13 protein-coding genes are annotated in these 12,562 nt (G+C 71.8%); 7 read left to right on the top strand and 6 right to left on the bottom strand.

Features of this window, described 5'->3' with window-relative positions; genetic code table 11:
- Positions 1-244: 244 nt before the first annotated feature.
- Entirely contained in the window at positions 245-1,399 is a 1,155-nt protein-coding gene (disA, locus tag ACZ4Z1_RS11160; RefSeq protein WP_468486277.1) for a DNA integrity scanning diadenylate cyclase DisA, read from the top strand.
- 85 nt (positions 1,400-1,484) lie between these two features.
- On the opposite strand, the gene ACZ4Z1_RS11155 is transcribed toward disA, so the two are convergent.
- A complete protein-coding gene (locus ACZ4Z1_RS11155) occupies positions 1,485-2,468 on the bottom strand; it encodes an NAD-dependent epimerase/dehydratase family protein (RefSeq protein ID WP_468486276.1) in 984 nt (327 codons plus the stop codon).
- A gap of 110 nt (positions 2,469-2,578) precedes the next feature.
- Complete coding sequence (locus ACZ4Z1_RS11150) at positions 2,579-3,391, bottom strand: hypothetical protein (protein WP_468486275.1); 813 nt, start codon at positions 3,389-3,391, stop codon at positions 2,579-2,581.
- Between the two features lie 183 nt (positions 3,392-3,574).
- Between ACZ4Z1_RS11150 and ACZ4Z1_RS11145 the strand changes: the two genes are divergently transcribed.
- Positions 3,575-4,159, top strand: coding sequence for a phosphatase PAP2 family protein (locus ACZ4Z1_RS11145; RefSeq protein ID WP_468486274.1), 585 nt, complete (start codon positions 3,575-3,577; stop codon positions 4,157-4,159).
- A gap of 72 nt (positions 4,160-4,231) precedes the next feature.
- Here the strand turns inward: ACZ4Z1_RS11145 and ACZ4Z1_RS11140 are convergent, their stop codons facing one another.
- Positions 4,232-4,708 carry a pyridoxamine 5'-phosphate oxidase gene (locus ACZ4Z1_RS11140; RefSeq protein ID WP_468486273.1) on the bottom strand — a complete coding sequence of 159 codons (477 nt, stop codon included), beginning with the start codon at positions 4,706-4,708 and terminating at the stop codon, positions 4,232-4,234.
- A 154-nt stretch (positions 4,709-4,862) separates the two neighbouring features.
- Between ACZ4Z1_RS11140 and ACZ4Z1_RS11135 the strand changes: the two genes are divergently transcribed.
- The 5 genes from ACZ4Z1_RS11135 to cseC all read left to right on the top strand — a co-directional run bounded on the left by ACZ4Z1_RS11135 (position 4,863) and on the right by cseC (position 9,527).
- Positions 4,863-5,810 (top strand): HhH-GPD family protein, encoded by a 948-nt coding sequence (locus tag ACZ4Z1_RS11135; RefSeq protein WP_468486272.1) that lies wholly within the window; start codon positions 4,863-4,865, stop codon positions 5,808-5,810.
- 347 nt (positions 5,811-6,157) lie between these two features.
- A complete protein-coding gene (locus ACZ4Z1_RS11130; protein WP_468486322.1) occupies positions 6,158-6,763 on the top strand; it encodes a SigE family RNA polymerase sigma factor in 606 nt (201 codons plus the stop codon).
- A gap of 137 nt (positions 6,764-6,900) precedes the next feature.
- On the top strand, positions 6,901-7,497 hold the full coding sequence (locus tag ACZ4Z1_RS11125; RefSeq protein ID WP_468486271.1) for a hypothetical protein: 597 nt from the start codon (positions 6,901-6,903) through the stop codon (positions 7,495-7,497).
- Between the two features lie 9 nt (positions 7,498-7,506).
- The gene (cseB, locus tag ACZ4Z1_RS11120) at positions 7,507-8,217 is read left to right on the top strand and encodes a two-component system response regulator CseB (RefSeq protein ID WP_468486270.1); all 711 of its coding nucleotides are present in this window, start codon (positions 7,507-7,509) and stop codon (positions 8,215-8,217) included.
- A gap of 8 nt (positions 8,218-8,225) precedes the next feature.
- A complete protein-coding gene (cseC, locus tag ACZ4Z1_RS11115) occupies positions 8,226-9,527 on the top strand; it encodes a two-component system sensor histidine kinase CseC (RefSeq protein ID WP_468486269.1) in 1,302 nt (433 codons plus the stop codon).
- 93 nt (positions 9,528-9,620) lie between these two features.
- On the opposite strand, the gene ACZ4Z1_RS11110 is transcribed toward cseC, so the two are convergent.
- The 3 genes from ACZ4Z1_RS11110 to ACZ4Z1_RS11100 form a co-directional block, all read right to left on the bottom strand.
- Complete coding sequence (locus ACZ4Z1_RS11110; RefSeq protein WP_468486268.1) at positions 9,621-10,076, bottom strand: VOC family protein; 456 nt, start codon at positions 10,074-10,076, stop codon at positions 9,621-9,623.
- Between the two features lie 136 nt (positions 10,077-10,212).
- On the bottom strand, positions 10,213-10,680 hold the full coding sequence (locus ACZ4Z1_RS11105) for a helix-turn-helix transcriptional regulator (protein ID WP_468486267.1): 468 nt from the start codon (positions 10,678-10,680) through the stop codon (positions 10,213-10,215).
- A 174-nt stretch (positions 10,681-10,854) separates the two neighbouring features.
- On the bottom strand, positions 10,855-12,468 hold the full coding sequence (locus ACZ4Z1_RS11100; protein ID WP_468486266.1) for an MDR family MFS transporter: 1,614 nt from the start codon (positions 12,466-12,468) through the stop codon (positions 10,855-10,857).
- Between the last annotated feature and the right edge of the window lie 94 nt (positions 12,469-12,562).

Here is a 12,562-nt window from a genome sequence, read left to right as displayed (position 1 = left end):
CCTCCGGAGCGGCGCCCGCCCTGCGAGCACCCGTGAGCAGGCCTGCGCGCGCGGGAACGCACCCGGCTCGCGGGCGGACAGCGTGACTTTGCAGACAGGCTCTAGCCTGGGCGCCGGTAGACTTTGCCCCGGTCTCGCCTGTCAATGAAGTCGTGCCGTCGGCCCGCGCAGCCCGTGAGCTGCGTGACCAAGGCATCTGCCGGGCGGCCTGCGGCACCGACAGACCTTGCGACGGAGGAGTGCAGTGGCAGCCAACGACCGGGCATCGTCGTCTGGTGGCAGGTCCGGTTGGGGGCCGCCCACCCGGAGATCGGGCGACAGCGGCGGCACGGACGGCCTGATGCGCGCCTCGCTGAGCGCGGTGGCGCCCGGCACGGCGCTGCGGGACGGCCTGGAGCGCATCCTGCGCGGCAACACCGGCGGTCTGATCGTCCTCGGGTTCGACAAGACCGTCGAGTCGATGTGCACCGGCGGTTTCGTGCTGGACGTGGAGTTCTCGGCGACCCGGCTGCGCGAGCTGTGCAAGCTGGACGGCGCGCTGGTACTGGACAAGGACATCACCAAGATCCTGCGGGCCGGTGTGCAGCTGGTCCCGGACGCCTCCATCCCCACCGAGGAGACCGGCACCCGCCACCGCACCGCCCAGCGCGTCTCGATACAGGCCGGTTTCCCGGTCGTCTCGGTCAGCCAGTCGATGCGGCTGATCGCGCTGTACGTGGACGGTGAGCGCCGCGTCCTGGAGGAGTCGGCGGCGATCCTGTCCCGCGCCAACCAGGCACTGGCGACGCTGGAGCGCTACAAGCTCCGGCTGGACGAGGTGGCCGGCACCCTGTCCGCGCTGGAGATCGAGGACCTGGTCACGGTCCGGGACGTCACGGCGGTTGCGCAGCGGCTGGAGATGGTGCGCCGGATCGCCACCGAGATCGCCGAGTACGTGGTCGAGCTGGGCACGGACGGCCGGCTGCTCTCCCTCCAGCTGGACGAGCTGATCGCGGGCGTCGAGCCGGAGCGCGAGCTGGTCGCCCGCGACTATGTGCCCGAGCCGACGGCCAAGCGCTCCCGTACGGTGCCGGAGGCGCTGTCCGAGCTGGACGCGCTCAGCCACGCCGAGCTGCTGGAACTGCCCATCGTGGCGCGTGCGCTGGGCTACAGCGGCTCGCCAGAGACGCTGGACTCGGCGGTCTCGCCGCGCGGCTTCCGGCTGCTGGCGAAGGTGCCGCGGCTGCCGGGCGCCGTCATCGACCGGCTGGTCGACCACTTCGGCGGGCTGCAGAAGCTGCTCGCGGCGAGCGTGGACGACCTCCAGGCGGTGGACGGGGTCGGCGAGGCCCGCGCCCGGTCCGTACGCGAGGGCCTGTCCCGGTTGGCGGAGTCGTCGATCCTCGAACGGTACGTGTAGGGCGCGAAGCGGCCTGCCGCGTGCGGGCGCACCGACGCCCGCACGCCGCCTGCCCGTCTCAGGACCCGGGTCGTGGCACCGGCTCTCAGCCCCGCAGCACCGCCTCTTCCTTCTCGGGCGCCAGTCCGACCGGGGTCCGGGCCCGCAGCGGCGGCGGCCCGTCCAGCTTCTGGAGCCATGCCCAGGTGTCGGCCACCGTCTCCGCGACCGGCCGGCAGCGCAGCCCCACCGCGTGCGCCTTGGTCACGTCACCGCGGTGGATGGAGTCGTACAGCTCGCCCGGCGGCAGCCAGACCGGCAGTTCCGTCCAGGGCGTGAGGCCGGCGGCGGCGATCTCCTTGGGGCCGTGCCAGCGCAGTTCGGCGTCGGAGCCGGTGACCTCGGCACACGTCTCCAGCAGCTCGCCCATCGTGGTGTGACCCGGCTCGCTGATGATGTTGTACGGGCCGGACAGCCCGGTCTCCGCGGCGTGCAGCACCCACTCGGCCAGGTCGCGGGCGTCGATGTACTGCAGGCCCAGATCGCGCGGGCCGGGCGCGAGCACCGGTCCGCCGCGGGCGATGCGCGTCAGCCACCAGGGGAGCCGGCCGATGTTCTCCCAGGGGCCGAGGATCAGCCCGGCGCGGGCCAGCACCGTCCGGTCCTCGCCGAAGGCCGCCAGCGCGGCCAGTTCGCCGCCGCGCTTGTCCTCCGCGTACGCCACCGCCTCCGCGTCCGGGGAGCCCTCCACCAGCGGGCTCGCCTCGGTGTGTCCGGGTCCGGCCGGGTGCCGGTAGACCGAGCCGGTGGAGACGTACACATACCGTCCGGCCCGGTCGGCCAGCAGCCGGGCGGCGTCGCGCACCGCGGTCGGCGCCCAGGCCCAGGTGTCCACCACGGCGTCCCAGGTGCCGTCGGCGAGCGCGGCGAGGGTCGCCGGGTCGGTGCGGTCGCCCCGCACGACGGACGCTCCCGGCGGCGCTTCGTGCTGTCCGCGGTGGAAGACGGTCACCTGCCAGCCGCGGGCCAGCGCCGCGTCGGTGACCGCGCGTCCTACGAACTCCGTTCCGCCCAGTATCAGTAGCTTCATGGAGCCGACTGTGCCCGATCACGGGCGGCTGCGGAACGGCTGCACGCTCACAGCGCAATTGCGCCGCCCGGCCCCGGACTGCGGTACCGGGCGGGGTTCTTGGCGGCGGGTCAGTCCTTGGCCAGGACGAAGAACGCGCGCGCCGCGTCCAGCCCGCCCACCTTGGCCTCGACCTCGTACGTACCGGGCCCGACGGCTTCGGCGGCCGGTGTCGCGCACTCCGAGGTGCTGGGCTTGCGGTCCCATTCCACGGTCCGCTCGACCGAGCCGCCCGCCGGCACCTGTACGGGCGCGGTGCCGCCGCTGCCGGGCGGGCAGTCGCCGGAGGACCACACCCGCTCGTCGTCGGAGGGGCCCGTGATGGTGAGGGCCGCGTAGCCGCGCCCCAGATCCACCTTGCAGGCACTGTCGGCCGTGTTCTCTATCGTGACCTCGAACGTGGGCTTCTCGCCGGGCGCGTAGGTCTCCTTGAGGCTGCGCAGCGTCAACTCGGTGGTGGCGGGCGCGCAGTTCGCCAGCGCCGAGCCGGCCGCCACGGTGCCGCTGCCCTTCCCTATGGGCCCGCCGGCACCGGTGCCCGAGGCGCCGCCGCCCGTGGCCCCGCCGGAGCCGCCCGCGCCGCCGCTGCCGCCCGCTCCGCCGGAGCCGGCGTCGGAGCCGCCGCTGCCGCCCGACTCGTCGCGGCCGCCCGGCTTTTGGCTGATCCCGGTGTCCGTCGCGTTCGGACCGGGCGTGATGGACGTGGCGGGCCCCGGTCCGCCCGGCCCCTTGCCCTCGTCGCCGGTCTTCCCGCCGTTGCCGGTCCAGTTGAGGGCCCACACCACCAACAGGACGAGCACGACGAGGACGGCCAGCGCAACGGCCCTCCGCCGCCAGTAGATGGAGGAGGGAAGCGGCCCGATCGGATTGCGCAGAGATCCCACGCGGAAACTCTACGAGAGATCAGCTGTCACACCGGCCAGTACCCGCCGCACGAAGCTGCAACTTTTCACATCATCTTCCCGGGGCGGGTGCGCTGTGGCGCCGGCCACCCCACTTTCGTCAGTGGTTTCCCTGGACGATGGTCAGATGCGGCTTTCGCGCAACAGTCCGTACCGTATGCGTTCATGTACAGCACCGATCTCTATCGCGACGTCACCGACTTCGCGCACGACACGCCCGGCTGGGTCCACTCGCTGGCCGCAGGCGGTACCGAAGGCGGCATCCTGCTGCTCATGGCCCTGGCCGTACTGGGCTGGTGGCGGTCCCGGAAGGGGGAGGAGCGGCTGGTCGCGCTCGCGATCCTGGTGCCGATCGCCACGGCGGCCGCGTATCTGGTGAGTGAGATCGTCAAGAGCTTCGTGGACGAGGAGCGGCCCTGCCGGGCCGTGGCGGGCGCCGCCGCGTCCATAGTCCAGTGCCCGCCGCAGGGCGACTGGTCCTTCCCGAGCAACCACTCCACGATCGCGGCGGCGCTGGCCGTCGGCATCGTGTTCGCCTGGCGCGCGGCGGCCTGGCTGGTGCTGCCGATCGCGCTGCTGACCGGCTTCTCGCGGGTGTTCGTCGGTGTGCACTACCCGCACGACGTGGTGGCCGGCCTGGCGCTGGGCACCCTGACCGCCACACTGTGCGTGACGCTGTTCGCCGGGCCGCTGACCTCCCTGGTCATACGCCTGAGCGCGGGGCGCTGGAAGATATTGGTGCGGGCATAACCGTTTCCCCGGAGGCAGGGGCGCCCCTCGGGGTGCCCCCGGTGGGCGCGGGTCCCGTACTTCCCCATGGGGTCACGGCGCGTGCCACTCCTCCTTGTGCCCGAAGCCGCGGCCGTTGTCGATCAAGCGCAGCCAGTCCGGGCGGACTTCCCAGAGTGCGGTGCGTTCCAGTGCCGCGGTGAGCCGGTCGTCGGCCGCGACGAACGGGAAGCGCTCCAGATACGTACGCCACGCGGCCGTGCGGTCCGGGCCCGCCAGCCGGTGGCAGCGGCCCCGGCCCTGCACCCCGGTCAGCGCGGTCCACTCCTGGCCGTCGCGCTGGGCCGTGAAGGCGACGCGGGCGCCGGCGCCGGCGGCCTGTGCGAAGGCCCGGCCGTGCCGGGTCGACTCGGCGGTGACCAGGACGAGCGAGGGCGCCGGCCCGTCCGCTGTGGCGTAGAGCACGGCGCACGCCTGCGGCCCCTCCTCGTCGGTGTACGCGAGGGTCAGCGTCGTGTGCGCGGCCAGGGCCCGGCGGATGGCGTCCGGGCAGTCGCTTGAAGTGGTCATCGCGGCTCTCCCGTCGGTCCCGCCGGTATCCACATCATGGGGACACATCATGGGGACATCCTCGTCCCTCGTTCCCGCGAGCGGGTGGGCACGTCGTGGCGCGCGCCCGGTGCGTTTCACGGCGGAGCGCCGTCGTGCCAGGATCGGCAGTGCCATGACTTCCACTCCTGCCGCCACCGGCACCGCCGCTGTCACCGCCGCCGACGAAGCCGCCGAAGGGGCCCGGCTGCACGGCCCCGTCACCGACTGGTTCGACGAGCACGCCCGCGATCTGCCCTGGCGCCGCCCCGAGGCGGGTGCCTGGGGCGTGATGGTCAGCGAGTTCATGCTGCAGCAGACGCCGGTCAGCAGAGTGCTGCCGGTGTACGAACAGTGGCTCGCGCGCTGGCCGCGCCCCGCCGACCTGGCCGCCGAGCCGCCCGGTGAGGCGGTGCGCGCCTGGGGCCGCCTCGGTTATCCGCGGCGCGCGCTGCGGCTGCACGCCGCCGCCTCCGCCATACAGGAACGTCACGGCGGCGACGTACCGCGCGAGCACGCCCAGCTCCTCGCGCTGCCGGGCGTCGGCGAGTACACGGCGGCGGCCGTGGCGTCCTTCGCGTACGGGCAGCGGCACGCCGTACTGGACACCAACGTCCGCCGGGTGTTCGCGCGCGCCGTCACCGGGCAGCAGTACCCGCCGAATGCCACCACCGCCGCCGAACGCAAGCTGGCCCGCGCGCTGCTGCCGCAGGACGAGGAGACGGCCGCCAAGTGGGCCGCCGCCACGATGGAGCTGGGCGCGCTGGTGTGCACCGCCCGCGGCCCGGAGTGTGTGCGCTGCCCGATCTCCGCGCAGTGCGCCTGGCGGCTGGCGGGTTCGCCCGCGCACGACGGTCCGCCGCGCCGCGGACAGACGTATGCCGGTACGGACCGCCAGGTGCGCGGCAAGCTCCTGGCCGTACTGCGGGAAGCCGTCGGTGCCGTACCGCAGGCTGTACTGGACACGGTGTGGGACGAGCCGGTGCAGCGCGCGCGGGCACTCGACGGTCTGGTCTCGGACGGCCTGGTGGAGCCGCTGCCGGGCGGAATGTACCGCCTGCCTGCCGGCCGGACCACGTCCTGACGGCCAGGCCGCGACGACCGCACGATGACGGCTGAGACATCCGCACTGTGACAGCCGGGACGACCGCACTGTGACGGCCGAGATGACGGCACTGTGACGGCTGTGACGACCGCACGATGACAGTGGTGTGGTGGCGCGCTGGCGTCACCACACTTCCGGGGCGGGTCATAGCTCTTCCGGCCGCCCCCGCTGTCCCCCGGGAGGATGACCCGTTCCCGGCCCCGGTCGGCCGGAGGTATGACCCCCGGGGGGCTGTTACACAACCGACGGTTTTCCGTGCACTCCCTGTGGGGCCCACGCACATTACGCCGCAACACCCCCTCCGTAGCGTCTTCCTCGTGCTGGAGATGACTGCCGGCACGGTCAACGTGGGGAATCGCAAGCGGATCGGAGGCGTCGGGATGGCGACCAGCGGCGGCAAGGTACTGGACTTCGAAGAGTACGTGCGGACGCGGCAGGAGGCCCTGCTGCGCAGTGCCCGGCGCCTGGTACCCGACCCGGTCGACGCCCAGGACCTGCTCCAGACGGCCCTGGTCCGCACGTACGGGCGCTGGGACGGCATCGCCGACAAGTCCCTCGCCGACGCCTACCTCCGCCGCGTCATGATCAACACGCGTACGGAGTGGTGGCGCGCCCGCAAGCTGGAGGAGGTGCCCACCGAGCAGCTCCCGGACGCCAGCGTCGACGACGGCACCGAGCAGCGCGCCGACCGCGCCCTGCTGATGGACATCCTCGGGGTGCTCGCGCCCAAGCAGCGCAGCGTCGTCGTGCTGCGACACTGGGAGCAGATGAGCACGGAGGAGACCGCGGCGGCGCTGGGCATGTCCACCGGTACGGTCAAGAGCACGCTGCACCGGGCTCTGGCCCGGCTGCGCCAGGAGCTGGAGAATCGCGACATCGACGCGCGGATGCTGGAGCGCGGCGAGCAGGAGCGGGAGCGGTGCGCGGCCTGACCGGCTGCGGTACCGGTGGCTTAGCCAGAGGGACTGTGAGCGGGAGCGGTTTGACCAGGAACAGGCCGGCCGGAAGCAGGCCGGCCCAGAGCACGCCGGCCGGGCACAGGACGAGCGGCGGAGCGGCCATCGCGGGGATGGCCGCCCTCTCGCTGTTGCTGGCCGGATGCAATCCCGGCGGCGAGGGCGTACGGACCGAGGGCACGGCCAGCAGCACCCCCGCGCCCACGAACCGGTCCGCCCACGCGGCGTCCCCGTCCCCGTCGGCCTCGTACCAGAAGGTCGACGCGGTGGAGCTGATGAAGCACGACCCGAAGGTCGGCGCCGACGTCAAGAAGTCCCTCGGGAAGCCGTGCGCGGCCGAGGAGTACCCGGTCGAGGTCACCTACGCCTCGCTCACCCACGGCAAGGCTCCCGACATCGTGGTGAACGTGATGACCTGCGCGGACTCGGTGGGCATCGGCTCGTACGTCTACCGTAAGCAGGGCGGGTCGTACGAGAACGTCTTCGCCGACGAGCAGCCTTCGGTGTACGCGGGCGTCAACAAGGGCGAACTGGAGATCTCCAAGCAGACCTACAACACCGGCGACAAGGTGTGCTGCGCTTCCGGTGAGGATGTGATGACCTACCGCTGGACGGGTAGCCGCTTCGTCGAGTACGCGCGGTACCACACCGACTACAGCAACACCGGGAACACGGAGTCCGCGTCCCCGGAACCGGCACCGGAGGATTGAGAACACCGCATGGCCGATACCCATGTGCTCTTCGTCGAGGACGACGACGTCATCCGCGAGGCGACCCAGCTCGCCCTGGAGCGGGACGGCTTCGTGGTCACCGCGATGCCCGACGGTCTGGCGGGGCTGGAGGCGTTCCGCGCCGACCGGCCCGACATCGCGCTGCTGGACGTGATGGTTCCGGGCCTGGACGGCGTCAGCCTGTGCCGGCGCATCCGGGACGAGTCGACCGTGCCGGTGATCATGCTGTCCGCGCGAGCCGACTCCATCGACGTGGTGCTGGGTCTGGAGGCAGGCGCCGACGACTACGTGACCAAGCCGTTCGACGGCGCCGTGCTCGTGGCCCGCATCCGCGCGGTGCTGCGCCGCTTCGGGCACGCCTCGGGTCCGGACGGCGGAGGCCCGGCGTCCCCGGAGGCGGCCGCGCCCGCCGAGGCGGTGCTGCGCTTCGGCGATCTGGAGGTCGACACGGAGGGCATGGAGGTGCGCAAAGGCGGTCAGCCGGTCGCGCTGACGCCCACCGAGATGCGCCTGCTGCTGGAGTTCTCCAACTCGCCCGGCACAGTCCTCTCCCGCGACCGGCTGCTGGAGCGGGTGTGGGACTACGGCTGGGGCGGTGACACCCGGGTCGTGGACGTCCACGTCCAGCGGCTGCGCGGCAAGATCGGCCAGGACCGCATCGAGACGGTCCGCGGCTTCGGTTACAAGCTGAGAGGCTGACTCCTGCGGTGGTCAGGCTCGCCCTGCGGACGGGGCTGAGGTGGAAGCTCAGCGCCGCGATCGCGCTCGTCGGAGCGCTGGTCGCGATCGCGCTGAGCCTCGTCGTGCACAACGCGGCCCGCGGCTCGATGCTGGACAACAGCCGCGACGTGCAGACCGAACGCCTCAACTTCACGCAGAAGATCTACGAATCCACGCACCAGCTGCGCTTCGGCGCGAAGCTGGACGATCCCGCGCTGCCCAAGGAGCTGCGGGACGAGGTCACCAAGGGCAAGCGGGCGACCTACCTGGAGGACACCGGCCAGACCACGCCCAAGGTGTGGGCCGCGGCGCCGGTCGCGGGCGGCCGGGTGCTGTCCATCCAGGGCTACTTCCCCGACCGGTTCGCCGTCCTGGACGACCTCGACCAGGCACTGCTGATCGGCTCGACGGCGGTCGTGGTCGGCGGCTGCGCGCTGGGCGTGCTGATCGGCGGACGGCTGTCCCAGCGGCTGCGCAAGGCCGCGGCGGCAGCCGGCAAGCTGGCCGACGGTGACACCTCCGTACGCATCCGCGACGAAGTCGGCGGCCGCATCCGGGACGAGACGGACGATCTGGCCTGGGCGGTGGACGCGATGTCCGACGCGCTCCAGAAGCGCATCGAGGCGGAGCGCCGGGTGACCGCCGACATCGCCCACGAACTGCGCACCCCGGTCACCGGACTGCTCACCGCCGCCGAGCTGCTGCCGCCGGGCCGCCCCTCGGAACTGGTACGGGACCGGGCCCAGGCGATGCGCACCCTCGTCGAGGACGTACTGGAGGTGGCCCGGCTGGACGGCTACGCGGAGCGGGCCGAACTCCAGGACGTGGCGCTCGGCGAGTTCGTCACCCGGCGGGTACGGGCCCTGAACTCCGACATCAAGATCGAGATCCTGCGGGACGCCGAGGTCTCCACCGACCCGCGGCGCCTGGAACGCATCCTCGGCAACCTCATCGCCAACGCCGCACGGCACGGCAGGCCGCCGATCGAGGTGACCGTCGAGGGGCGGGTCGTGCGCGTACGCGACCACGGCACCGGCTTCCCCGAGGCCCTGTTGCGCGAGGGCCCCAGCCGCTTCCGCACCGGCAGCAGCGACCGGTCCGGGCGCGGTCACGGGCTCGGCCTGACCATCGCGGCGGGCCAGGCCCGGGTACTGGGCGCCCGGCTGACCTTCCGCAACGCGGACGAGCTGACGGACGGCTCGACCGGGGCCGTCTCCGTACTGTGGCTGCCGGAGAACGCGCCGACGAACACGGGCAGCTTCCCGGTCATCCAGCTGCCGGACCGGTGACGGGCGGTCCGGTGACGGACGGACCGACGGCGGACAGCCCGGTGATCTTCGTCGGCCGGTGACCGGACGGTTTTGCCGCCCCCGGCCCGGTGGCTACTCCACGCAGTCTCCCCAGCCCTTGCCGAGGTCGAGCTGTTCGCTGCGCTGGGTCAGCGAGAACCAGTTGCCGGAGTCGTCGCGGAAGATCGCCTCGGTGCCGTACGGGCGCTCCTGCGGCTCCTGGAGGAACTCCACGCCCTTGGCCCTCAGCGCCGCGTAATCGGCCATGACATCGTCCGTGGCGAGCACCCCGGCGCCCATCAGCCCCTTGCTCACCAGCTGCCTGAGCATCTCGCCGGACTCCGGGTCCATGCCGGGCGGGCCGGGGATCATCAGGGCCAGCTCCACCTCCGGCTGGTCCTTGGCGCCGACGGTCAGCCAGCGCATGCCGTCCTCGCCGCCCATCCGCATGTCGGTACGGACTTCCAGCCCGAGCTTCTGCGTGTAGAACTCCTTCGCCCGGTCGTGGTCGAGGACCCAGACGGTGGTGATGGCGAGTCCCTTGATCATGGTGTGCCTCCGTTGCTTCGTGCGCGGTCCACTTCACCGTAGGCAGCCCGCCCGCTACCCGCCTTCTCGATAATTGCGGACCTCCGGCACCGGCCCGTCCCGGCTCCCGGACGCCCGACCCTCGGACGCCCGGCCCTCAGGCGCCCGGCTCTCGAACGACTTGAAGCCGCCGGACCACAGCAGCGCGTAGCAGCCCGGCGCCCTGCCCCACGTGCCGCTGCCGGTACGCGCTCGGCGTCAGCCCCGTCCGCTCCTTGAACCGTGCGGAGAAGGTGCCGAGGCTGCCGAAGCCGACCAGCCGGCAGATCTCCGTGACCGAGAGGTCGGCCGTCCGCAGCAGGTCCTCGGCGCGCTCGATCCGGCGGCGGCTCAGGTACTGGCCGGGGGTCAGGCCGTACACCTGCTTGAAGGCGCGGATGAAGTGGAAGCATGAATACCCGGCGTGCGCCGCCACCGCGTCCAGGTCCAGCGGCGAGGCCCAGTCGCGGTCCATCGCGTCCTTCGCCAGCCGCAGCTGGCGCAGCCGCGCCGGCGGCACCGGGACGGTGGCGCCGCTGCCCGCGCCCCCGCCCTGCCGCTCGTCCCCCACCCCGTCGCTGTTCATGTTCCGATGCTGGCACGCCCCACTGACAACGGCCCGGTGGCGACCGGCCGGCCCGTACGACAGCGGCTCCGGGCCCCGTACGGCATTGTCCCGGCCCGTACGCCAGTGGCCCCCGACGCGTACGCCGGGGGCCACTGGCCAGGAGTTCCCGTACCGGATCAGACGGTTTCCGGATCAGACGGTTTCCGCGACGGGAGTCTTGCCCGCCGGAGCCTCGCCGCCGTCCTCCGGCCCCTCGGCCGGCTTCGCGGGGCCGCCGCGCAGCGGCACCTCCTTGAGGAACCAGGCCGCGGCGAAGCCGATGACGCTGATCAGCGCGCCCCACACGAAGACCTGGTGGGTGCCGCCGGAGACCGCGTGCATGTAGGCGTCCTTGACCGCGGCCGGCAGCTGGTCCAGGAGCTTGGGGTCCATCTGGGCGCCGCCCGCGGTCGCCTTCGCACCGGCGGCGCCGAGCCGCTCTGCCATCACGTCCTGCACCTGGTTGTTGAAGATCGCGCCGAAGATCGCGACGCCGAAGGAGCCGCCGATCGTACGGAACAGGGTGGCGGACGAGGAGCCGACGCCCATGTCCTTCATCTCGACGCTGTTCTGTGCGATCAGCATCGTGGTCTGCATCAGGAAGCCCATGCCGGCGCCGAGCACCGCCATGTACAGGCCCGAGGTGAAGCGGGTGGTGCCGGTGTCCATCAAGGACAGCAGTGCGAGCCCGGCGGTGATCAGCGCGCCGCCGCCCACCACGAAGATCTTGTACTTGCCGGTGTTGGTGGTGATGCGGCCCGCGACCAGCGAGACGGCCATCATCGCGAGCAGCATCGGCAGGAGCAGCAGGCCGGAGTTGGTGGCCGAGGCGCCCTGCACGGTCTGCTGGAACAACGGCAGGAAGGTCATCGAGCCGAACATCACGAAGCCGACCAGGAAGCCGATGACCGTGACGAGGCTGAAGTTGTTGTTGCGGAAGATGTGCAGCGGCAGTACGGGCTCGCGGACCTTGGTCTCGGTGAAGACGAAGGCCAGCAGGGCGACGACGCCGACCGCGCCGAGGCCGATGATCTGGCTCGACAGCCAGTCGTACTCGGTGCCGCCCCAGGTGGTGATCAGGACCAGCGAGGTGATGCCGACGGTGAGCAGGACGGCGCCCACGTAGTCGATGCGGGCCTGCGAGCGCTTCTTGGGCAGGTGCAGCACCGCGGTCACCATGACCAGGGCGATCGCGCCCAGCGGCAGGTTGATGTAGAAGCTCCAGCGCCAGCCGAGGTGGTCGGTGATGGTGCCGCCGACCAGCGGTCCGCCGATCATCGCGACGGCCATGACGCCGGCCATCATGCCCTGGTACTTGCCGCGCTCGCGCGGCGGGATGAGGTCACCGATGATCGCCATGACGCCGACCATCAGGCCGCCCGCGCCCAGACCCTGTACGGCGCGGAAGCCGATCAGCTGGCCCATGTCCTGGGCCATGCCGGACAGCGCCGAGCCGATCAGGAAGATCACGATGGACGTCAGGAAGACGCCTTTACGGCCGTACAGGTCGCCCAGTTTGCCCCAGATCGGGGTCGAGGCGGCGGTCGCGAGCGTGTACGCGGTCACCACCCAGGACAGGTGGCTCAGCCCGCCCAGTTCGCCGACGATCGTGGGCATCGCCGTACCCACGATCATGTTGTCCAGCATCGCGAGCAGCATCGCGATCATCAGCGCGAACAGCACCACGCGGACACTGGCCGGCTGCTTCCCCCCGGAGTCCGCCGGTTTCGGTATTTCCCCCGTCGGGGTCGCTTTCGTCTGCGACATCCCCATTTTCGTCTCTCCCACTTACTTGCCGCCCGGCTAGTTCAGTACAGTGCAGCAAGGTAGCCACCAACTAGCCGGGCGTCAAGTAAGTTAA

The sequence above is a fragment of the Streptomyces sp. NPDC030165 genome, from assembly GCF_055573595.1.
The sequence above is the reverse complement of the archived record's forward strand: the minus strand, read 5'-3'. Positions and strand labels throughout refer to the sequence as shown.

Bases quoted from the DNA above. Each gene is read 5' to 3' on its own strand.
- ACZ4Z1_RS11135 (WP_468486272.1), top strand. From the start codon at position 4,863: ATGACTTCCACTCCTGCCGCCACCGGCACCGCCGCTGTCACCGCCGCC.
- ACZ4Z1_RS11130 (WP_468486322.1), top strand. From the start codon at position 6,158: ATGACTGCCGGCACGGTCAACGTGGGGAATCGCAAGCGGATCGGAGGC.
- ACZ4Z1_RS11155 (WP_468486276.1), bottom strand. From the start codon at position 2,468: ATGAAGCTACTGATACTGGGCGGAACGGAGTTCGTAGGACGCGCGGTC.
- ACZ4Z1_RS11125 (WP_468486271.1), top strand. From the start codon at position 6,901: ATGGCCGCCCTCTCGCTGTTGCTGGCCGGATGCAATCCCGGCGGCGAG.
- ACZ4Z1_RS11110 (WP_468486268.1), bottom strand. From the start codon at position 10,076: ATGATCAAGGGACTCGCCATCACCACCGTCTGGGTCCTCGACCACGAC.
- ACZ4Z1_RS11145 (WP_468486274.1), top strand. From the start codon at position 3,575: ATGTACAGCACCGATCTCTATCGCGACGTCACCGACTTCGCGCACGAC.
- cseB (WP_468486270.1), top strand. From the start codon at position 7,507: ATGGCCGATACCCATGTGCTCTTCGTCGAGGACGACGACGTCATCCGC.
- ACZ4Z1_RS11105 (WP_468486267.1), bottom strand. From the start codon at position 10,680: ATGAACAGCGACGGGGTGGGGGACGAGCGGCAGGGCGGGGGCGCGGGC.
- ACZ4Z1_RS11100 (WP_468486266.1), bottom strand. From the start codon at position 12,468: ATGTCGCAGACGAAAGCGACCCCGACGGGGGAAATACCGAAACCGGCG.
- ACZ4Z1_RS11140 (WP_468486273.1), bottom strand. From the start codon at position 4,708: ATGACCACTTCAAGCGACTGCCCGGACGCCATCCGCCGGGCCCTGGCC.